This is a genomic window from Aeromonas sobria (assembly GCF_000820145.1).
Taxonomy (GTDB): Bacteria; Pseudomonadota; Gammaproteobacteria; order Enterobacterales; family Aeromonadaceae; genus Aeromonas; species Aeromonas sobria.
This window is the reverse complement of record NZ_CDBW01000045.1, coordinates 29,445-50,527: the sequence shown is the minus strand read 5'-3', so window position 1 is coordinate 50,527 and position 21,083 is coordinate 29,445. Positions and strand designations below refer to the sequence as shown.

The window sequence follows — 21,083 nt, the reverse complement described above, 5'->3', positions numbered from 1 at the left end:
TTACTTTTCCTTCAAACGACGACGGCTGATCCCGGCCAGCAGGACCCGCAGTCCCCAGCCAAGCAACAGCATGCAAGTCACGGTCAGGCCAACCAGCCGCAATGGATGGTGGGCAAACTGCTGCCAGATGTGCTCCCACCAGGGCAGGTAGCCCACTGTGTAGCGCTCCCCTACCGCCAGACTGCTCACCCCGGATGCCCGGATGATGGCCACCGACCCCGCCACCTGTGACCGCAGATCGTTCTGCTGCAACGTCTCATTGAGCAGCCTGGCGCCAGCGGGGCCATCGGCCAGCATGGCCACCATACTGCGCTGGGGATGGACCGGGGATTGCAGCCCCACAATGGCGGCAATGGCCCGGTTGCCCGTCATGGCGACCCGACTCTCGGGCTGGCGATCGCTGGGGGAGCCCGCCAGCTCCGGCCGGTTCTCGCGTCTTGGCCGGTTGACCCAGCTGCGAGTCGATGCCAACAGGGCATCCGGTTCGGCATCGTGACGAAATTCGGCGGGCAGCTCGCCGATCAGCAAGGTATCGAAGTCGGCCTCCCGCGCCTGCTGCCAATCACTGGTCAGGGTCACCGCCAGCGCCGGATAACCGGTCTCGGCCCCGATAGCCCCCAGGGTATCGAGCAGGGTCGTTATCTGCTCTGACGATGGACTTTGCGGCATCACTATCTGGGTTTGTGAGAGATCAGCCAACCGACTGAAGGGGAAACCGGCGCCGGAGAAGGCCCGCAGATCCGGCATCTCGATAAAATGGCGATAGCCGGTGAAGTCGATGGTCGCCTCGTCATCGATACGCACCAGATGGGGGGGCGGCAGGGTCAGATCGCAGCGCCCCTCCTCATCCCCGCCCATCATCTGGCGCGCATATTCAAACTTGAACCCCAGACTGTTGGCCTGGCTGGTCTTGAGCCCGGGCATGGTCAGCGCCCGGGAGCCGTCATCCCCCGCCAGCCAGAGCGGCAGGGTGAGCCACTGCTGGCCACGGGTTGCATCCGGTTCGAGGGGGTATGACTTCATGAACTGGCCATTGACCATAATGTCCAGTCGGGAGCCGTTGCGCAGGGTCGGCGTGCTGTAGTGATAGTCGAGATTGAGTTTTACCCCTTGCGAGCCCGCCATATAAAGATCGGGGGGCAACCGCAGGGTCAGATTCATCGGCCAGGGGGCATAACCAGAGGCTTGCAGCTGGGTCGGGTAGTCGAGCAGCTCGGCAAAACGCATCGGGCGATCCAGCCGCACCCAGTTGGGCGCGTCATAGGGGACTCTCGGCGCCAGCGGCGTCACGGCATCCACCTGCACACTCTGGCCACGCAGCAACACATTGCCCTGGGCAATCCCCTTGCTGGCGGTGACCAGATCCTGATCATCCCGCCCCAGGATCAGCAGCAATTTCACATAGGGGTTATCGGGGGCACTGATCATGTCGATGGTCGGCCCGCTGACCTCGGGGTAGTCGCGAAGGAACGCGGGGCGCTGCCCGTTGGTCGCGAAGATGATGCCATTGCGCTCCGGCACCCTGTCCATCAGCACCGGAAAGTGCTGCCCGCGCCATTTGGCCTGGACCCCGAACCAGGAGGCGAGGATCGCCGCCGCCTGCTGCTGGACAGAAGATACGTCACCGGCAAACACCATGGGCAGTACCAGCTTGCCCTCATCCCGGGTATCGAGGAAGGGCATGGGAAAGAAGGAGAGCTCGTTGCGCACCGGCAGGGTCTGCAACTGCAGCGTCAACCGGGAGTCACGATTGATGTTGAGCCAGAGGGTATCGCTGGCCGGGTTCTCGCACACCCGCTGATAGTGACCGATGAAGTTGAACTTCAGGTTGTTGAAATCCTTGGCGTAACGGGGCTCCAGCTCGAAACGGGCCTGACTACGCTGCCCCATCTGCTCCTTGGCAAATGCCGAGACCCCCATCAGCTCGTTATTGAAGTAGAGCTTGAGCTGGGAGATCAGCGGCAACAGGGCCGGAGAGGGCGTGAAGTCGACATCGACCAAAGCCTTGGTCACCACCTCATCGCGCCGCACAGTAAAGTCGGCCAACCCATCCGGCAGATTGCCACGCAGGGAGAGGGTGCCTGGTGCGGCAGCCAGCTGCTCGAGGGTCAGCGACAAGGTGCGCACCGGCGCAGGCACGGGCGGCTGCGGCCCCATTGCTGACGAATCGGCAAGCAAGCCGGTGGCGAGCGCCACCGGGGCGGCCAGCAACAGCGGCAGTATTAGGTGTTGTAGTTTCATCATCCTTTCACCGTCTGGATCATCGATGTCGGCAACCGGCCAGCAGGCGCAACGCGACGTGGAATATAAGAGCGCAGCCAGCGGGCCAGGCGTTCGAACTGATTACATAGCGGGAGCAACGGCGTGCCCCGGGAAAAACGCCAATAGGCCCCCCATCCGACCCGGGCAATATCGAGCAAGCTGTGCAGCGGGCGATCCTTGCCAAACCCCTGCTGCCAGAGCGACCAGTTATCGGCGCGAGCAAAAGTGCACTGGATAAAGGCGATGTGTTGCCCTTTATCCATCTCTTCCAGCTCCAGCCCCACGCGATGTGCCATCACACGCCGCACCCGGGCGGCAAAGGCCGACTCCCGCAGGCCATTGCGCAGCAGCAACCAGACCCGGTCGTTCTCCTGCAGGGGCTGCGCCGACGCCAACGCCAGACCGACGCCGCCGTTGGAGTAATCCGTCAGGTTGCAGGGGTAGATAAAGCCGTTGCCCAGCTTGATGGCGGCGCTCATGTTCATCTCCACTCTGGGGTTGCTGCGCACCTGCCTCGCCTCGAATGCCACCGCCAGCGCCCCACCCAGAATGGTCAGGTTGTAGAGGGTCCATACCATGCTGAGCAGCACTGCGGGCACTTCGTCCGCTTGCCCGGCCAGCAGGCGCCAGAGCCCGAATCCCAGCCCGCAGAAGTTGAGCAGAACCAGCACCAGATAGGGGCGTGACAGCGCCAGATCGAGATAGCCCTGTTCGTTCAATCCCCCCTTGGCGGTGACATTGAACTTGCCCCGGTGGGGAGCAAACAGGGCAACCGTGGTGGGCCAGGCGATATACCAGGCCAGCACTGTCTCGTAGACCTCCCCCCAGAAGGAGTGGCGCACCTTGCCCTGCAGCCGCGAGTTGGTGATGGCGCTATGGAAGATATGGGGCAGCATGTAGAGGGCGATGGTCATGGCCGGGGCGTAGATGATGTAGGCATGCAGGATCAGGAAGGCGAGCGGCGCCGTCAGGAAGATCAGGCGCGGGATCCCGGAGAGGAAGTGCAGCATAGCGTTGAAGTAGCAGAGCCGCTGCCCCAGGCTTATCCCTTTGCCAAACAAGGGGTTATCCAGCCGCAGGATCTGCACCATGCCGCGCGCCCAGCGGATGCGCTGGCCGATATGGGCCGACAGACTCTCGGTCGCCAGCCCGGCAGCCTGGGGAATGTTGATATAGGCGGAGTGATAGCCCTTGCGATGCAGGCGCAACGAGGTGTGGGCATCCTCGGTCACCGTCTCCACGGCGATGCCACCAATCTCATCGAGGGCGCTGCGCTTGATCACCGCACAGGAGCCGCAGAAGAAGCTGGCATCCCAGATGTCATTGCCGTTTTGTACCAGACCGTAGAAGAGGGCCCCTTCGTTGGGCATCTTGCGAAAACGGTGCAAATTGCGCTCGAAGGGATCCGCCGAGAAGAAGTGATGGGGAGTCTGTACCAGCCCGAGGGCCGGATCTTTGAAAAACCACCCCACCGTCATCTGCAAGAAAGAGCGAGTCGGCAAGTGGTCACAGTCGAAGATGGCCACCAACTCGCCGCTCGCCATCTGGAGGGCATGGTTGATATTGCCTGCCTTGGCATGCTCATGAGTGGGTCGCGCCACGTAGCGGATCCCGGCCTCTTCGGCAAACTGCCGGAACGCCTCTCTATCCCCGTCGTCGAGCAGCCAGACGGTCAGCTTCTCTTGCGGCCAGTCGAGCGCCAGCGCCGCATAGACGGATCCTTTGACGATGGAGAGATCCTCGTTGTAGGTCGGGATCATCAGATCCACCGTCGGCCAGCACGAACGATCCCTTGGCAGGGGCGCCGGTTTGCGATGCAGCGGCCAGGCGGTCTGCCAGTAGCTCAGCAACAGCACCAGCCAGGCGTAGGTCTCCGCCAGCAGCAACAGCAAGCCGCAAAACAGGCTCACGGGATCGAACCAGTCGAGGGTCGAGGTGTAGCGCCACCAGATATAGCGGCAGGAGACGGTCACCGACAGCACGATCAGCATCAGCGCCGGATAGCGCCCCGGCACCACCCGCAGCAGCAGAGCGATGAGAGCCAGCAACAGCACAAAAAAGAGCTGGGCCTGCGGATCAAAGGGTTGGGTGATGCAGAGCAGCGAAAGCAAGCCTGCCACAGTACCGAGCACCTTACCCTGCCAGCTCAGGGTGCGGGCCGTCAGCGGCGCCTCATAGCGCGCCACCAGATGCCCCGTAACCCGTTGCACTCGCTGCGAGAGCGCCGTGCCAACCCCGGCAAGCCTGACCCGCCAGCGGGAACGGCCAGCGACCCGACTCCCAGCGTCAGCTCGCCAGCAGAGCAGCCAGAGCCCCTGCAGCAACAGCCGCAACGGATCACCGGCGCCGGGGCGCGCGCTCGCCGACGCAAACCGCGCTCGCTGGGCCAGCAACCACTGCCAGTTGGCATTCTCAAGGGGGAAGAGCGCCCAGGCCAGCAACCCGCAAGCGGTCAGGATGAAGGCGGCCCAACGGGAGGCGTGGCGCTGGCGCAGCAGCCGGTAGCGGGTACGGATCCGCGTGCTGGCCTCGGGGGTCACCAACCAGAACAGACTCACTGTGCCAGCTCGCCCCGCAGGCACCAGCTGGCAATTTCCGTCAGTTCATGGGCAATCATGCTCTCTGGTGCATAGGCCCCTGCCGGTTGCTTGGCCGCCAGCGCACAGGCCATGACCTCGTCCCGATGCAACCTGACGCTGAGGATGGGCAGTCCGGCTTGCAGCCAGAGCTCCAGCAGATCCTGCTGCAGGGCGCGGCGACTGCTGAACTGGGTCAACAACAGCCGTTCGTTGGGGGCCAGCTGATGGCGATAGAGCCGCACATGGCAATTGGCATCGGCATGGATCACCGTCAGTTGCAGACTCAACCACGGGAGTGCGAGTCCGGGCGGCATATCCAGCAAGATCAGGTCATATCCCGACAACTGTTGCAGCCAGTCGAGGGCGTCCGACACCTCCGCGCCACCGTGGGCCAGCAGGTCGATATCGACAGCGCAGTTCAGCACCTTGTCGCGCCACTGTTGCGCGGGAGCCGTCAGCTGGCTCCAGCCAGACTGCTCATCATGGGGGCGGCCAAAATGGAGCCCGAGCAGATTATCCTGACAGAGATCGACCACCAGCACCCGGCCCCCCTGCTGGGCAACTGCCCAGGCGAGACCGGCCACGATAGAGGTCGCCCCCACGCCACCGCGCAATCCCCGCACGCCGATCACCCTCATTGGCCGCGGCGCCTCATGTCACACTCGACCAGCAGGGGATACTGCTGGCGGATGGCGGCCAACTGCTCCTCCAGCAGGATATTCTGATAGTTCAGATGCAGGGCAAACTCCTGCTGCAAACGGCCCACATCGCTCTGGCTCTCCTGCTTGCCTGTGCTGGCAGCAAGCGGCGGGTTGACCGTCAACATCCCCTGATTCATCGCTGATACGCTCCGTTAACGGGGATAGGGAACCCAGTCCCCTTTCCCCTGCTTGATGTAGTACTGCCCCTGATACTGGATAACGCTGGCACCCTGGTTTTCAGAGACAGCCGGGGTCTGGGGCAAGTTGTTGAACAGCCCGCCCCAGTCGATGGTGTCGCTACCGAAGTAGTTGCCCGCCACCACTCTGGCGACCAGTTCCGAGACCACCAGCAGACTGCTGGGCTGATCGATGACACGGGTGGGGGCATGCTCTGCACGGGCCCCCACCAGCCGGATACCGACCGGCACCCGGGTGATGGCGGGGCTGGGAATATCGCGCAAGCCGGACATCTGCAGACGATCACCGGAAAGGGCCGCGCCATGCTCCGGCACCATCACCACCATCACCTTGCGACCGGACTGCTCCAGCCGGGTGATGAAGCCATCGAGCTGATCCATCAAGGCACGCAGCCGCGCCTTGAACGGGGCGATCTGCCGGGAGCTGGCCCAGCGATTGCCATCGTGCAGGGTGGTGATGTTGAAATAGGCGATGTTGCGGCTGGATGGACTCTCGACACGTCGCTGCAACCAGCGCGCCAGCAAGGCGTCGCTGTTGGGGATCTCCTCCCCGATAAATGAGGTCACCTCATAGGGCAGACCCTGTTTGTCCATGGGCTCGCTGCTGACCCCGGCGTAAGCCTTCAATGACTTGAGGTCGTTGCCATAGGTGCCCGAGTGATCCATCACTATCTCTTTTGCAAACCCGAGCCGGGCCAGGTTATCCATCAGCAGACACTCTGCCTGGGGCGCCTGATAGAGATCGTGATGGCTGACCTGACCACAGCTGGATCGCAACAATCTGATGGCGGCAGGCCCGCTGTAAGAGGTCGACGAGTTGAAGCTCTTGAACAGAGCGTCGAAGCGGCTCAGCAGGGGATGATCGGTCAGGCCGCTCGCCTCGATATCGCTCCAGGAGAGAGAACAGATTTGCAGCAACAGCACATCAAAGGGTTCAGCGTCAGCTGGCAGGGACGATGCGAAGCTGACCCGCCGATCCCGCTCCGACTGGTAGAAGCGATCCAGATAGCCATTGAGATTGTCGCTGGTCGGCGCAGCCCCCTGATCCAGCGCCTGACTGGCGGTAACCGGCATGGCGGCCACCGCCGCCCCACCCGGCACATTGGCTTGTGCTTGCGCCTCACGGAAGGGAGATTGCAATCCCAGCGAGGCAAGGTGGGGTGAGAGCGTCAGCCACAACAGGGAGATCAGCATCCAGGGGGTAAAGCGCAGCCATCTGGCCAGAAACAGGTACCCTGTCAGCATGACAAAGGCGACCCCCACCATGTTCCAGTTGATGAAACGGCCCAGCAGCTCGAGGAAGTAATCGAAGGTGAACGAGAACACCATCTTGCCCTGCCCCATGATGCTCTCGATCCCCGGCAGCCAGGTGTCGTGATAGAAGAGCCCGACACCTGCCGGCAAGGCGATCAACAACCTTGCCCGCCGCATCAGCGTCGAGGAAAGTGGGAAGAGCAGAAACGCGGCAAAGACCAGATTGGCCAGCGGGTGGAAATTAAGATATCCCCCCCACAACAGCGCCAGTTTGCCCAGAAAATAGAGGTTCCAGCCGCCCAGCCCGCGCCAGTTAGCACCGGGGGCGGTGAGAGAATCAGAAGGTGTATATTGTGTCATAGAATCCGGTCTACCCATCGCCACCGAACCGGACAGTGACCGCTCTGGTATAACGTCTGTAACTAGATGAAATAATTGATGACTCACCATATTAATCGATGAACCATGTACTGGAGCTTAAGCGAGATCAAGGTCAGCACGGGTTTGGTGATAAATCTGGCTATCCCTGTGGAGCGACCGCCAGCCACCACAACTTGAAACCAGGGGGAGATCGGGGATGGATGCGAACTGCTTGAGGCGTAATGGGGATTACGCCATGATGTCCAGCCCGGCTGACCGCCGGTTTTACTGGACAGTCAATTTCAAGGATCCCCCATGTTTGAACACGTCGATGCCTATGCTGGCGACCCTATACTGACCCTGGTCGAGACCTTCCACAAAGACACCCGCGAGCAGAAGGTGAACCTGGGGATCGGCCTCTATTACGACGAGCAGGGCCGCATTCCGCTGCTGCCGTCAGTGCAGCAGGCCGAAGCGCAGCGCGCAGCTGCCCCGGCGCCGCGCCCCTACCAGCCGATGGAAGGCGCCGCCAACTACCGCACCGCAGTGCAGCACCTGCTGTTTGGTGCCGACCATGAAGCGGTCAAGGGGGGACGTATCGCCACCATCCAGACCATCGGCGGCTCCGGCGCCCTGAAGATCGGGGCCGATCTGCTCAAGCGCTACTTCCCGACCTCCGAGGTGTGGGTCAGCAATCCGACCTGGGATAACCACAAGGCGATGTTCGAGGGTGCCGGCATCAAGGTGCACGACTACCCCTACTACGATGCGGCTACCGGCGGCGTGCAGTTCGATGCCATGCTCGACTGCCTGAGCGCCCTGCCAGCCAAGAGCATCGTGCTGCTGCACCCCTGCTGCCACAATCCGACCGGGGTGGATCTCTCCCGCGCCCAGTGGGATCGGGTGATCGCACTGGTGGTCGAGAAGAACCTGATCCCCTTCATGGATATCGCCTATCAGGGCTTCGGTGACGGGCTGGAAGAGGATGCCTACGCCATTCGCGCCATGGTGGCCGCCGGTGTCAGCTTCTTCGTCAGCAACTCGTTTTCCAAGAATCTCTCCTTCTACGGCGAGCGCTGCGGCGGCCTGTCGGTGATCTGCAAAGATGCCGAAGAGGCAAGCCGAGTGCTGGGCCAGATGAAGGCCACCGTGCGCCGCAACTACTCCAGCCCTCCCACTCACGGTGGCCAGATCACCGCGGCGGTGATGAGCCAACCCGCGCTGCACGCCCTGTGGGTCGAGGAGGTGACCGAGATGCGTACCCGCATCAAAGGGATGCGCCAGAAGCTCTATGAGGTGCTGAGCGCAAAGGTGCCGGGCCGCGATTTCAGCTACTTCATCAACCAGCGCGGCATGTTCAGCTACACCGGCTTCACACCGGAGCAGGTGGATCGCCTGCGCGATGAGTTCGCCGTCTATCTGGTGCGCTCCGGCCGCATGTGTGTGGCGGGCCTCAACAGTCGCAACGTCGACTACGTGGCCGACGCCATGGCCGCGGTGCTCAAGGGCTAATCCGTACCAGCCCCGCTTTGGCGGGGCTTTTTTTGTCTGTTGCGTTCACAGTAGCGTCTTGATGGATCTGCTCACCCTCCCCCAGCTGTGAGAGAATGCCAGCGGGTCACCCTCAATCCCCCGTATTGTTGACTCTGTCTATCTTCATCCGCTTATCTTCATCTACTTCAGGAGCCACTATGGATCTGATCGCTCTCTCTCGGCTGGGAGGTCGCCATCTGGTCACCCTGCACCTGCTGCTCGACAACCAGAGCGTCACCCGCACCGCCGAGCGGCTCTGCACCACCCCCTCCACCGTCAGCAAGACCCTTAACCAGCTGCGGGATCTGCTGGGGGATCAACTGCTCTATCGTCAGGGCAACCAGCTGCTGCTCACCCCCATGGCCGATCGACTGGCCCCCACCCTGCACCGGCTGCTGGGGGAGCTGGACGGTCTCACCCGCCAGAATGCCTTCAACCCGCAGCAGTGGCAGGGCAGCTTGCGGCTGGGATTGCGCGAGAGCGTGATGACCTGGCCGGTTGGCCCCATTCTGGGGCAGCTGATGAAGGAGGTGCCGGGCATGGTGCCAGAGATCTGGAACAAGGATGAGAAGGGGCTGGAGGCGCTGGCAGCGGGCAAACTCGACTTCGTGATCCTGCCCCATGACCAGAGCCAACCCTTGCCCCGCCAACCGGGTCTGGTATGGGAGACCCTGCGGGAAGAAAAGCTGGTCTGCCTGCTGCGTAAAGATCACCCGGCACTGACCCAACCCTGGGATCTCGATGCCTACCTGAGCTGGCACCATATCGCCATCCGCGATCAGGAGCTGGCCAACCCCTTCTTCGAGCAGAGCCTGGCCCAGCAGCAGGTGCGCCGCCAGATTGGCGCCACCCTGCCCGATTTTGCCAGCGCCGCGGCCCTGCTGCCCCAGACCGACCTGATCCTCACCGCCATCGGTGGCTGGGCGGCCTGCATGGCCAGCCAGCCGGATCTGGTGCTGCGTCCGGCACCGTTCGATTACGGCAAGGTGAGTCACAGCCTGGTCTGGTATGGCCCGGCCGGAGACGGTTCGGCCCGCCACTGGTTCCGCCAGCGGATCCTGCAACTGGGTCGCGAGTTGATACAACCCTGAGCCGGGCGACAGAAAGAAGAGGTTGATGTTTCGCCGCGGCGAAACATCAACGGCAATGAGATATCAGGGGCGTTTGGTATAGATAGGGCTGGGGAAGGAGGCAACGTTGTTGCCCAGATCCGTGATGCGGGCCGCCCCCTGCTTTCTGACCTGATCGATGCGCAGCACCTGATGCATGGGGATCAGGGTGTGGCGCACATCGGCAAATTCGCTCTTGAGCTTCTCGTGACTGGGATCGACGATGAGCGCCGTGTGGTTGTCCCAGACAAAGTCGGCAATCTCGATAAAACCGAACAGCTGGCCCTGATTGACTTCGCGCACATAGACTTCGTAGCGCTCGCTGTGGCAAATAAACTGAACCCGATATAACGCCTTGCTTTCACTCATGATTATCTGTCATTGAGGGGGAGGAAGATGGCCATTATTCTAGCCGCCGTTGCGCTCCCCTCCAATAGACAGAAATCACAGTTGCATCCTTTCTATGTAACTCCTGATACCAAGCCGGTCACGAAGTGACGCAGTCGCTCAGAGCATCAAGGCAGGCAGTGATACCGGCCCCAATTGCGCCGCGCGCAAGCGGTTGGCCAGCCGCTCCAGCTCGATTTGGCTAGCCTGCGGCCATTGCGCCGCCTCCCCGCGCACCCCGTGGTGGCGAAAGCCGTTGATGCGAATGGGCACTGGCCCAAGCCGCTGCAGGAAGGCGGTGAGATCCGGTTCCAGCTCACCACTCCCATCCAGAAAATCGCTCTTGCCCGGCACATGGAGCAGCCGCAGTTCGGTCAGCTTGCCGTGGCTTGCCAGCAGTTGCAGCGAGGCCAGCACCCGCTCGCGGCCATAGTCGGTCAGGGTGTGATGTACCGAGTCGCGCCACCCCTTGAGATCGAGCATGGCGCCGTCGAGCACTGGCAGCAGCCGCTGCCAGCCGGTCTCGGCCAGCGAGCCGTTGCTGTCGAGCAGGCAAGTGAGATGGGCCAGATCCGGCGCGGCCTTGATGGCGGTAAAGAGCGCAACCACGAAGGGGAGCTGGGTGGTCGCCTCGCCGCCGGAGACGGTAATCCCGCTCAGCAGCGGACCGTAGCGGCGCAGCAGGGCAAGCACCTCGGCCACCGTCATGGTGGCGGTCTTGGGATTGGCACTGCGCGGGCAGGCATCGAGACAAGCGTCGCAGTCGGTGCAGAGCGCCGCCTGCCAGCGCACTCGGCGCTCGCCATGGCGGCCCTCAGCAAGGGTGAGCGCGCCGCTCGGGCAGACCGCAAGACAGTCGCCGCAATCATCGCACAGCCCTATGGTGTGCGGGTTGTGGCAGCCGGGGCAGCGAAAGTTGCACCCCTGCAGAAACAACACCAGCCGGTTGCCCGGCCCGTCGACACAAGAGAACGGCAGCACCCTGCTTACCAAGGCGCTGCGTGTTGGCAAGGCATCAGCCATCAGAAGCGAACTCAATACTCGCAGATGGTCGATTCGTGGGCGACCACTCGCGGTGCCCGCTGACGGATGGCGGTCACTTCACTCGCCTCGGCACCGAGGCAGGTGGTCTGCAACCGCGAGCCCTCCTCTGCGAAGCGGGCCACGTCGCTCTTGCGGATCATGTAGCCGGTCACCCGCACCAGATCGCTGTCGGCCACGTTGGCGGTGAACTCGCGCATGCCGATGGCGAGTGCCCCCTTGCAGAGCTGCAACAGCGCCTGCGGGTTCTGGCGGATGGTGGGATCCAGCGTGAGGATCTCGCTGATCCCCGAGTGGTAATAGCTGTGGTGCGGCGCCAGCGCCAGCACATGACTGGCCGGATCCGGCTCATGACCGTAGGGGATGCGCACCCCGGGGGTGACGGCCACATCGACGCTGAGGCCACCCTGCGAGTGCAGCAGCGCACGGCCACCCCAGGCATGGGTCTGCGGGGTGGTGGTCACATAGGCGGAGAGCTGGGCCGAGATGCGATAGCCAAGTTGGTTCGCCTCCTCGTTGTGGCCGTAGCGATCCGGCAGATTCTCTTTATCCATCAGGATATTGACCGCTTCCGCCATGCCGTAGATACCGAACATGGGGACAAAGCGATCCTCATCCAGCAGCCCCTCTTTCACCAGGAAGCTGTCGAAGAAGCCGGACTCATCATGGAGGAAAGCGGCACGCGCCTCGATCAACTGGGAGGCCAGACGGCAGTAGTGGGGCAGCAGGCAGCCGAGGAAATCATCGATCCCCTGACACTGCTCGGCGACCCGCTTGAGGGAGATACGCACCAGGGTATTGGCGCCACCGGCCTGCGGCAGGGCGTTATAGCAGCTGACGATACCAAAGCCGCGATTGTCGAAGGTGTCGCGATGGATCGGGTAGTTGGCGATGTGCGGCTTGCTGCACTCGGCGATGTTCTTCACCGCCTGCAGCAGCAGGCTGTCAGGGGTCTGCTCCGGATCGTGGAAGAAGGTGAGGTTCGGCGCCACCTGCTTGAGCTCGTTGTCGATGCGCAGGATCAGGCGGCAGATACGGTTGTCATCCGGCCCGATGTTGACGTGCATGAAGGCATCCGGCAGCACCCGATCCAGATAGACCCAGAACCCCTTCAGCTTGCGATAGAGGGTCTCGTCATCCAGCTCACCGACAAACGGCAGCAGCAAATGGTCGAGGCGACCCAGCCAGACCGGCATGCCGGTGACGGAGGGGACATGGTGATAGAGGATGCGCAGGGCGTTGAGCGCCTCGTCGAAATCCTGCGGCGCCGCCAGCTCCAGCCAGGCTGAGCCCTGACTCAGGAATTTTTCATAGTCCGGCAGCACATAGCGCGGCTTGTAGGGAGCATGCCCTTCGAACATGTCACAGAGAAATCCCTGATCCATCGCCTCGGCGACTGCGGCAGGCAGATCGGGGTAAGGCAAGGCATTCTCGGCGGTCAGCGCCAGGGCATGGCTCTTCTGGGCGGCAGAGAGATGGGGATCGCGCACGATGCGCTGACAGGTTTCGATCAAAGACATGGGACACTCCTTCACGGACAGAGCCCATATCCTCACCTTTTGCAGGCTTTTTTTGAAGTGACATTCACAACAATACGAATGTCTCAAAAAGACATCCGCAAGAAAGGATCACACCCTAAACAGAACGGGGGCCTTGTCTGCCGACAAGGCCCCCGTTGCGCGGATCAGGGCTCGATGACGATGGGCGTGCCCGGTTCGATGGCGCTCCACACCTCATCAAGGTCATGGTTGAGCATGGCGATGCAGCCGTTGGTCCAGTTGGATGGCTGCAAGCGGCGGTTGCCAATGCTGTTGCGCTGACCGTGGATCATGATCATACCGCCCGGACGAACTCCCAGCTCATTGGCTCGCTTGATATCATCCAGATTCGGATAGTTGATATGGATGGCTTTGTAGTAGCCGGAATTGGTCTTCTTGTAGTCGAGGGTGTAGCGCCCTTCCGGCGTACGCTGATCCCCTTCCTGCTGCTTGTGCCCCTTGGGCGCCGGGCCCAGTGCAATCCAGTAGCGCTTCAGTTCTTTGCCATCCTTCATCAGGGTCAGGCTATAGGTCGACTTCTTGACCACCACCAAATCGGCTTTTTCGGTAAAGGCAAAACTCAATGCGGGCCAAAGCCCCAACAAACACAGTAATACGGCTCTCATTCCATCCCTCGACAAGCCTCTGGTGCGGGCTTTTCTTGTTACCAGATCATCTGAACTATGCCCGCCGAGCGGCGAGCGAGCGCCATGATATTGGATCGCCATCAATACTCAATATGCCCGGCAAAACATATCTTGCCGCAGCCAGGCCATCAGCCTTGAACGCCGTCATTTTGCGTTGGCAATTAACAGTTAAAACAACAAGATACCAAAAATTATCGCGCTGGCACCCGGGGCAATGATCGGCGAAGATAACACTCCACTCCCCGACAGGATCATGCCATGGGCTCTTCGTGCCGCCTCGCCACCCTGCTGTTCTCGCCGCTGCTGCTCTGGCTGCCCGCTACCTTCGCGGCCGATGCTCTCTGGCTGCGCGAGCCAGCCCTCTCCCCCGATGGCAAGCAGCTTGCCTTCACCTGGCAGGGGCGCATTTTTGTGACCAGTGTCGAGGGTGGCCCCGCCACGGCGCTCACCGGCAACGACTACCTGAGCCAGCGGCCGGTCTGGTCGCCGGATGGCAAACAGCTCGCCTTTGCCGCCAACCTCTATGGCAACGAGGATGTGTTCGTGATGCCTGCCAGCGGCGGCGAGATGGTGCGCCTCACCCGCGATTCGCGCGCTGACCTGCCACAAGCCTTCAGCGCCGATGGCAAACGGCTGCTACTGAGCAGCCAGCGCCCTTGGTCACCGGATGCCGACCACTTCGTGGCCGAAGGGATTCAGGGGAGCGCCCTCTACTGGACACCCATTGGCGGGGGGGCGCTACAGGCGGATCTGCCGTTGCCCGCGACCCTGGCTCGCCCCCATGGGCAGCAGCTCGCCTACCAGATGCCGGCGATGGATCAGCCCTTTCGCAAGCACCAGCAATCGTTCGCGGTGCCCCGCCTCTGGCTGTTTGATGGCCAGCAGCACCAACAGCTCACCGAAGATCGGGTTGCGGCCACCGATCCGGTCTGGAGTGACAAGGGGGATAGCCTCTTTTACCTGAGCGAGCGCAGCGGCGATTTCAACGTCTGGCGCCGCGATCTCGCCAGCGGTCAGGAGCAACAGCTGACCCACTATCAGGGCCATCCGGTGCGGGGGCTCAGCACCTCCCGAGCCGGGGATCTGGTCTGGTCATGGTTGGGCGAACTCTATCGCCTCGATGCTGGCAGCAGCGAACCATACAAGCTGGCTATCACACCGCAGGTGGCCAGCGAACCGGATGAGGAGAGCCAACAGCTCACACTGGCGGACGAAGCACTGGTCAATGAAGAGGGCAATGAGTTGATCCTGGTGAGCGAGGGAAACCTGTTTGCCGTCGATCCCGAACGGGAGCGAGTGCGCCAGCTCACCCGCTCCCCGAGCGAGCAATCCAGCCCCCTCTATGCCGAGCAGGGGCACTCCCTCATCTACCTCTCCGAGCAGCAGGGGCCTGCCGCCCTCTATCGGCTGAACAAGACGCAACCGGATCGGCTATTCAGCGATCCCGGCACCCTCGCCGAGAGCCTGCTGCTGGCCATTCCCGGCAAGGGGATCAGTCGTCCGCTGCTCTCCCCCGACGGCAAGCAGCTCGCCTTCGTGGTGGATGGTCAGGCCATCCATCTGCTGGATCTGGCGAGCAACCAGCAGCGGGAGCTGGTGCCTGCCAGCTTCAACCCCTCGCGCCATGAGGCGCATTTCGCCTTTGCCCCCGACTCCCGCCATCTGGCTATCACCTTTCGCCCCGACTCTGCCCAGCAGGAGATCGCCGTCATCGACACCCGCGCCCCCAAAGCCAAGCCGGTCAATGTCAGCCTCAACGGCTATCAGGATGGGGCTCCAGCCTGGAGTCAGGATGGCAGTGTGCTCTATTGGCAATCGACCAAGTACGGGGTGCTGGCCGCCGATGGCGAACCCCTTGGCAACAACCTGCTCGGCATCTATAGCTGTCGTGCCGCCAAGGCTGACTTTCTGGCAGAACAAGCACCCCCCAAGGAGGGCTATGGCTTTGAAACCGATCGCCTTGCCCATCGAGAGGCACTGCAACTGTTCCCTACCGGCAATCTGCTGGCCAGCCGGATCGTCGATGATCAGCTGATCTACCTGGTGGAAGAGATTGGCGCCAACGAGGAGAGCGAGATCAAGGGGTACGCCAGAGATCTGCGCAAGGGTGATACCAAGCTGCTGTTTGCCGAGCAACCGGGCCCGGCATTGGCCAGCCTCAATCAGCAGGCCACCCTCGCGACCCTGGTACGGGATGGGGAGATCAGCCAGATCACCCTGGAGTCTGGCGAAGCTATCACGGCCCCGTTCACTCTGCAGTCCGATGTCCGCTGGCAAGGACGGATGGAGGCCGCCTTCGATCAAATAGCCCGGCTCACCCAGGATGAGTTCTATCGGGATGATATGAACGGCGTGGAGTGGGATAGCTATGTCGCGTCTTACCGCCGCCTGCTGCCGGGTATCGGCAACCCGCGGGATTTTGGCAAATTACTGGCAGAGCTGGCCGGTGAGCTCAATGTCTCCCACACCTGGGGGGATGGCCCGGCGCCCTTCCCACGCATGGCGGACGACACCGCCAGCCTTGGCGGCTACTGGCAAGAGAGTGAGCACGGGGTAGTGCTCAGCGCCCTGCTGGCGGGCGGCCCGCTGGATCAGGAGAGCGACATTGCCACAGGTGCTCGCCTGCTCGCCATCAACGGCGTGGCAATTGCCAAGCTGGCCGAACTGGATCAGGCCCTCAACCATCAGGCCGGTGCCCGGCTTGCCCTCACCTTCCAGCAAACCGGCAGCAAAGATCCTGACGAGATCGAGGTCTCCGCCATCGACCTGCAACAGGAATATCGCCTGCAACTCGATAGCTGGATTGCCAAGCGGCGAGAGCTGGTCGCACAACTGAGCGATGGCAAGGTGGGCTATGTCTATCTACCGGAGATGAACAGTGCCGTCTATGAAGAGCTGGTGGCGGAGGCGCTCGGGCGACTGCGCAGCAGTGAGGCGCTGATCGTCGATGTTCGCTTCAACAAGGGGGGGTATCTGGCCAATACCCTGGTGGAGTTCCTGACCGGCAACGGCAGCACCAAAGGGATGGCCAGCAGCTGGCCACGGCTTGGCAAGGGAGAGACAGACGCAGCCACCCGCCAGTGGACCAAGCCCTCGGTGGTGCTGGTCAATGCTGGCAGCTACTCGGAAGGGTCGGTCTTTCCCGAATACTACCGCGCCCTGAAGATTGGTCCCATTGTCGGAGAGCCGGTGCCGGGCACCGGCACCATGGTGTATAGCCACGACTCGCGGCTAATCCCGGGGCTGGCCTACGGCATTCCGACCCTGGGGCTGCGCAAACCGGACGGCACCTTCTACGAGAATCAGGAGCTGATCCCGGACCTGCAGGTGCCCCTCACTCCCGCTGACATGGTGGCTGGGCGCGACCCGCAACTGGAGGCGGCAGTACAAGCCGCGCTCAAGCAGTTGCCAGCCAGCCCCCAGTAACGGTCAGAGCTCAACGAAAGCGAAACAGCTCGCGATGCAGACGCCCGTCCGGCAATAGCCGGGTCAGGGCGTCTGCCATCCCCTCGGGCCCGCAAAACCAGACCGACCCAGAGGCACGCTGTGCGACACGAGCCAGATCCAGTCGCTCCTCGACTTTATCCAGATGCAGCTGATAACTCACCCCGGTGCGATGACAGAGCTCGGCCAACCGCTGGTGGTAGACAGCGCCCGCCATATCTGGCGCGCACTGGATCAGGGTGATCCCCTCGCCACGGCCACCTTGTGCCGCCAACGACTCCAACCAGGCGACAAAGGGGGTGATACCGATCCCGGCCCCCAGCCAGAGAGATCTACCCTCCCCAACCGGCGCCACAAAGGCGCCATAAGGCCCGGTCACCACCACACCATCCCCCACCCGAGCCTGTGCCACCAGCTGACGGGTGTGATCCCCGAGCGCCCGCACCGCGATCACCAGTTGCCGCCGATCCGCTGACACCCGCACCAGGGTAAACGGATGTGGCTCCTCCTTGGCATCAAACTCGAAGAAGGCAAACTGGCCTGGGCGATAGTGGGTCAGCGGCCTCTCCAGTTGCATGGTCAGCTCGCAGGTCTGATCCGCCAGCGCCCGTACCGCAATGACCCGGCCCGGATGGCGATCCCGCGCCCCCACTTGCCCCAGCAGAGAGTAGAGGGCGCCGATAGCACCTATCCCGCCAATCAGCCAGATCGACACCCCTACAGGGGTCATGGCCCCCACCTGAGGCAGCAAGCAGAGCCCGTGACCCCAACCCACCAGATAGATGATCGGTGCCAACCGGTGGATCAGTCGAAAGCGGCCATAACTCACCAGTGCCAGCAAGCTCACCACCACCAGCGCGATCAGCAGATAAAAACTCCACTCCCCCAGGGTATTGCCAAGGGCATGGAGCGAGATGCCATTGCCTGCGCCAGCTCCGACACCGCTGGCCCCACGCCGGGCGGGACGACTCAACCAGCCTACCGAGACCGCCCACTTGGGCGCCTCCACCAGCAGCCAGTGAGCGGTCAGCGCCAATGCGCCCCCGATGGCCGTCTGGCGGTGCAATCGCAACATCCGATCCAGACCGCCACACCAGACCTCAAGCTGCGGCAGGCGCAACGCCAGCAACAGCGAAATCGCCATATAGGTCATCCCAAGCAGGCCAGTCAGCAGCAACATCTCATGGCGCCAGGGCCACACCCCGTTGGCATCCCCCGCATAACCCAGCCACCAGATCCCGACCGCTAGCAGTGGCAACAGCCACCACATCCGTTTGCCCGTCATAACATGCTCCTTGGTTCCATCACTGCAGGGCCTCATCTCCCTGCTCATGGCGCCATTAAAAACCCTACTAGTCACAAGACTTTGCCAGAGGGGGAAGGTTGTGTGGCAATGTGTGACAAACGGAAACATCAGAGGAGCCAACTGCCCCCCCCTGCTCACGCTTGCTGGCTCGTCCCCTCTTCACAGGGGATGGGCAACTGTTGTCTCTGCATTGGTTGACACCCTGCCAGAAAAAGGAATCAAATGGGAACTGTTAATATCTGCGGCGAGAAAACCCATTACCCGCCCACGGACAAGGAGAACCCCTTGCTTGCATCCACCGAAAAACGCTTCTGCCCCAGCTGTCAGCGCGAGACCAGCCATGTCGTGGTGCTGGTCGACAAATCCTTTGGCAAACAGCCAACACCGGAGCAAAAGCACAAAGAGTTTATCAAGGACTTTATTACCGGCTGGGCAGCAGGCCCCTTTCTGGCCAACATGGATCGCTTTGAACGCCATGTCATCTGTGAACATTGCGGAAAAAAGGTAATCGATGAGTAGTGAATAATGAGTAAAAAAATGGCAGGAAAGTCCCCCCTCCTGCCAGTTGCCCATTCAGAACAAGCCTGTCTCCATAACATCACTTACTGCACGCGGCTCAGCTCCTCTCTGACATCCCCAACAAAATAGCGCTGGGTAATCCACGCCTCGAAGTCGGCCAGCATGCGGGTTTCCGACTCGCTGTTGTCGGTGATGAGCTCTGCGCCGTGTACCACCCGGATATGGGCGTCAAGCGGGGTGCCCTCACCGTCGGCGGGACGTTGCTGCGCGGCGGCCATGCAGGCCTGAGCCTGTTGCCACGCCTCGGCGGCGCTCAGGTTGCACGCCTCGGCCAGCGGCACAGCGCTGAACCCCTCGCCGGTCAGGCTGCGCAGGGTTTCATCGTGGCTCATACCGTTGCCCGGCCCCCAGTAGTGGGCAGCCAGATCCGGCCCGATGCGCGGGTTGTCGGTGAGGTAGCCATCACGCTTGAGGAAGTAGGCGCGGGTCTGCTCCACCGCCATCAGCGCCAGCAGATAGCCGTGATAGGCGCAGGCCGACTCCTGATTAAGGAGGTGCGGAATGGCCAGCAGCGGACGCGGGCTCTCGACCCCGACAATCTTGCGCTCCCAGTGGCGGGCCAGCGCCAGCACTGCCTCGGGAGTACGCTCAGCCTCATCCATGGCATAGAGATCCCGCTCGAAGTAGGCCACCAGCGCAATCTGGCGCTCGTTGAAGGCACGAAACGGCTGGCGCGCCTCGATCATTGCCTTGATGAGGGCATCGGGGATCGCCTCTCCCGCCGCGTTTCTGGCGTAGCGTTTGAGCCAGTCGGCATCGTCCAGCAGGCTGTCGCAGAACATCGACTGGGTCTCGGCATAGGCCATGGAGGTGGGTGGAAACTCCTGTGAGAAGCAGGGGGCGTTGCCGGTGACATTGGCAAAGTGCGCGGCATGGCCCCCCTCGTGGAACAGGGTATTGAGGCCGTTCCAGCCGCTGCCCACCTGCGCCGGATCGGCGAGGCTGGTGAAGTTGACCACCGCCGGCACCCACTCGCCCTGTTGGAAGAGGCTCGGTACCGGGCCGTGGCAAAAGCCGTTCTCGTATTTCCCCTCCCGGGTCAGCAAGTCGAGCGTCAGGGTCGCGCAGCGATACTGGATACCGAGACGGCGGAAGCTCTCGACCCAATCCTTCAGCGCCCGCGAGAAGGGCACATAGGGGTCGAGCTGGCGGGTCACATCGCCACTGATGGAGTAGCGCAGGTTGTGGGGCAGCAAGGCCGCCTCCCCCTTGGCTGCTTTGAGCTCGGCCAGGCTCTGCTGCAGCCGCAAATCGGTGCGGGCAATGAAGTCGTCGAGGATCGCGAACAGCTGCTCCGGGCTCATCTGCTCGTTCTTGCGCACCTTGTAGTCGAAGTAGTCGCGATAGCCCATGGCGCGGGCAAAGCGGTTGCGGATCGCCACCACCTCGAGAAAACCGTTACCGACTACCCACTGCTCCAGAGTGTGGAACATGGCGAGCGCACTTTGGCGCACCGCCTCGTTCGGGCTGGCGGCCAGCGAGGTGCTGGCGGCAGGCAGACTACCGGCCACTTGCTGCCCCTGCTCATCCAGCAGGGTCAGTTGCAACCCCTTGCGGCGGGCGAACAGATCCGCCTCGGCAGCCACCAGCTCATCCATCAAGGCGGCAGCGGCGGGATCTTCGATGACGTTGCACTCGAAGAAGGCGATCCAGCCTTGCAGACCGCGCTTGAGATCATCCTGTTCGGCCTTCGCCAGCATCTCCCGCAATGCGGGCAGGCGGGCCGGATTGGCACAAAAGGCCTTGTAAGCCTGCTCGGCTGCGGTGAAACCGGGCTGATCGTCGCTGGTGCCCATATAGGTGGACCAGAAGAGATCCTCCTTGCACCTGTGTACCTGCAAGTAGTCAGCGTTGAGCTGGTTGAAGTAATTCCTGGCAATGGAACTCATAAATTCCCTCTTGTTGTGGGGGCTCCCGCAGCGGGGCCCACTCCTTATTTTTTGCTGAAATGCCAAACCATTCACACTCTTTGGCAAAAATGACGCAGGGATGCGCATGAACACGCTACCAAAAAGTGAGTATCGCTGTCTGCTGGCTATACTGTTGTCAAAACACTCATTTGAAAAAGGCCGACGAACGGCTGCAACAATGAGTCGTTAATTTATGAAACTAGGCTACCGCGGTAACGAGCCACGTCACATCAATA

The 21,083-nt window shown here is 62.1% G+C and carries 15 protein-coding genes; 4 read left to right on the top strand and 11 right to left on the bottom strand.

The annotated features are described in order from the left end of the window. Genes bcsB through bcsG form a run of 5 tightly spaced genes read right to left on the bottom strand, consistent with a single transcriptional unit; the run spans position 1 to position 7,353 of the window. The gene (gene bcsB, locus BN1135_RS19740; protein ID WP_042024170.1) at positions 1-2,244 is read right to left on the bottom strand and encodes a cellulose biosynthesis cyclic di-GMP-binding regulatory protein BcsB; all 2,244 of its coding nucleotides are present in this window, start codon (positions 2,242-2,244) and stop codon (positions 1-3) included. Beyond that, the gene (gene bcsA, locus BN1135_RS19735) at positions 2,241-4,820 is read right to left on the bottom strand and encodes a UDP-forming cellulose synthase catalytic subunit (protein ID WP_042024169.1); all 2,580 of its coding nucleotides are present in this window, start codon (positions 4,818-4,820) and stop codon (positions 2,241-2,243) included. The genes bcsB and bcsA overlap by 4 nt, the downstream gene beginning before the upstream one ends. Then, a complete protein-coding gene (bcsQ, locus tag BN1135_RS19730; protein WP_042024168.1) occupies positions 4,817-5,479 on the bottom strand; it encodes a cellulose biosynthesis protein BcsQ in 663 nt (220 codons plus the stop codon). Before bcsQ ends, bcsA begins: the two co-directional genes overlap by 4 nt. After that, the gene (locus BN1135_RS19725) at positions 5,476-5,679 is read right to left on the bottom strand and encodes a cellulose biosynthesis BcsR family protein (RefSeq protein ID WP_042024167.1); all 204 of its coding nucleotides are present in this window, start codon (positions 5,677-5,679) and stop codon (positions 5,476-5,478) included. Before BN1135_RS19725 ends, bcsQ begins: the two co-directional genes overlap by 4 nt. Before the next feature lie 15 nt (positions 5,680-5,694). After that, entirely contained in the window at positions 5,695-7,353 is a 1,659-nt protein-coding gene (bcsG, locus tag BN1135_RS19720; protein WP_042024166.1) for a cellulose biosynthesis protein BcsG, read from the bottom strand. A gap of 315 nt (positions 7,354-7,668) precedes the next feature. Here bcsG and BN1135_RS19715 point away from each other — a divergent pair, with 315 nt between their 5' ends. Next, positions 7,669-8,865: an amino acid aminotransferase gene (locus BN1135_RS19715; protein WP_042024165.1), complete on the top strand. Its 1,197-nt coding sequence runs from the start codon at positions 7,669-7,671 to the stop codon at positions 8,863-8,865. A gap of 179 nt (positions 8,866-9,044) precedes the next feature. Next, the gene (locus BN1135_RS19710; RefSeq protein ID WP_042024164.1) at positions 9,045-9,977 is read left to right on the top strand and encodes a LysR family transcriptional regulator; all 933 of its coding nucleotides are present in this window, start codon (positions 9,045-9,047) and stop codon (positions 9,975-9,977) included. A gap of 63 nt (positions 9,978-10,040) precedes the next feature. On the opposite strand, the gene BN1135_RS19705 is transcribed toward BN1135_RS19710, so the two are convergent. The 4 genes from BN1135_RS19705 to BN1135_RS19690 form a co-directional block, all read right to left on the bottom strand. After that, the gene (locus BN1135_RS19705) at positions 10,041-10,364 is read right to left on the bottom strand and encodes a DUF1820 family protein (protein ID WP_042024162.1); all 324 of its coding nucleotides are present in this window, start codon (positions 10,362-10,364) and stop codon (positions 10,041-10,043) included. A gap of 138 nt (positions 10,365-10,502) precedes the next feature. Next, a complete protein-coding gene (locus BN1135_RS19700; RefSeq protein ID WP_042024161.1) occupies positions 10,503-11,405 on the bottom strand; it encodes a YjjW family glycine radical enzyme activase in 903 nt (300 codons plus the stop codon). Positions 11,406-11,416: 11 nt separating this feature from the next. After that, the gene (locus tag BN1135_RS19695) at positions 11,417-12,943 is read right to left on the bottom strand and encodes a YjjI family glycine radical enzyme (RefSeq protein WP_042024160.1); all 1,527 of its coding nucleotides are present in this window, start codon (positions 12,941-12,943) and stop codon (positions 11,417-11,419) included. A gap of 164 nt (positions 12,944-13,107) precedes the next feature. After that, the gene (locus BN1135_RS19690; protein WP_042024159.1) at positions 13,108-13,587 is read right to left on the bottom strand and encodes a L,D-transpeptidase family protein; all 480 of its coding nucleotides are present in this window, start codon (positions 13,585-13,587) and stop codon (positions 13,108-13,110) included. Between the two features lie 279 nt (positions 13,588-13,866). On the opposite strand from BN1135_RS19690, the gene BN1135_RS19685 reads away from it, so the two are divergent. After that, positions 13,867-17,034, top strand: coding sequence for a S41 family peptidase (locus tag BN1135_RS19685; RefSeq protein WP_042024157.1), 3,168 nt, complete (start codon positions 13,867-13,869; stop codon positions 17,032-17,034). A 10-nt stretch (positions 17,035-17,044) separates the two neighbouring features. Here BN1135_RS19685 and BN1135_RS19680 read toward each other — a convergent pair whose 3' ends face one another. Then, positions 17,045-18,337 carry a ferredoxin reductase family protein gene (locus BN1135_RS19680; protein ID WP_042024155.1) on the bottom strand — a complete coding sequence of 431 codons (1,293 nt, stop codon included), beginning with the start codon at positions 18,335-18,337 and terminating at the stop codon, positions 17,045-17,047. 306 nt (positions 18,338-18,643) lie between these two features. On the opposite strand from BN1135_RS19680, the gene BN1135_RS19675 reads away from it, so the two are divergent. Beyond that, the gene (locus BN1135_RS19675; RefSeq protein ID WP_042024154.1) at positions 18,644-18,877 is read left to right on the top strand and encodes a hypothetical protein; all 234 of its coding nucleotides are present in this window, start codon (positions 18,644-18,646) and stop codon (positions 18,875-18,877) included. Positions 18,878-18,960: 83 nt separating this feature from the next. Here BN1135_RS19675 and BN1135_RS19670 read toward each other — a convergent pair whose 3' ends face one another. After that, entirely contained in the window at positions 18,961-20,826 is a 1,866-nt protein-coding gene (locus BN1135_RS19670) for a M3 family metallopeptidase (RefSeq protein WP_042024153.1), read from the bottom strand. Positions 20,827-21,083 lie beyond the last annotated feature (257 nt).

Coding starts and splice junctions, on each gene's coding strand:
- bcsB (WP_042024170.1), bottom strand. CDS start 2,244: ATGATGAAACTACAACACCTAATACTGCCGCTGTTGCTGGCCGCCCCG.
- bcsQ (WP_042024168.1), bottom strand. CDS start 5,479: ATGAGGGTGATCGGCGTGCGGGGATTGCGCGGTGGCGTGGGGGCGACC.
- BN1135_RS19725 (WP_042024167.1), bottom strand. CDS start 5,679: ATGAATCAGGGGATGTTGACGGTCAACCCGCCGCTTGCTGCCAGCACA.
- bcsG (WP_042024166.1), bottom strand. CDS start 7,353: ATGACACAATATACACCTTCTGATTCTCTCACCGCCCCCGGTGCTAAC.
- BN1135_RS19715 (WP_042024165.1), top strand. CDS start 7,669: ATGTTTGAACACGTCGATGCCTATGCTGGCGACCCTATACTGACCCTG.
- BN1135_RS19710 (WP_042024164.1), top strand. CDS start 9,045: ATGGATCTGATCGCTCTCTCTCGGCTGGGAGGTCGCCATCTGGTCACC.
- BN1135_RS19705 (WP_042024162.1), bottom strand. CDS start 10,364: ATGAGTGAAAGCAAGGCGTTATATCGGGTTCAGTTTATTTGCCACAGC.
- BN1135_RS19700 (WP_042024161.1), bottom strand. CDS start 11,405: ATGGCTGATGCCTTGCCAACACGCAGCGCCTTGGTAAGCAGGGTGCTG.
- BN1135_RS19695 (WP_042024160.1), bottom strand. CDS start 12,943: ATGTCTTTGATCGAAACCTGTCAGCGCATCGTGCGCGATCCCCATCTC.
- BN1135_RS19690 (WP_042024159.1), bottom strand. CDS start 13,587: ATGAGAGCCGTATTACTGTGTTTGTTGGGGCTTTGGCCCGCATTGAGT.
- BN1135_RS19685 (WP_042024157.1), top strand. CDS start 13,867: ATGGGCTCTTCGTGCCGCCTCGCCACCCTGCTGTTCTCGCCGCTGCTG.
- BN1135_RS19680 (WP_042024155.1), bottom strand. CDS start 18,337: ATGACGGGCAAACGGATGTGGTGGCTGTTGCCACTGCTAGCGGTCGGG.
- BN1135_RS19670 (WP_042024153.1), bottom strand. CDS start 20,826: ATGAGTTCCATTGCCAGGAATTACTTCAACCAGCTCAACGCTGACTAC.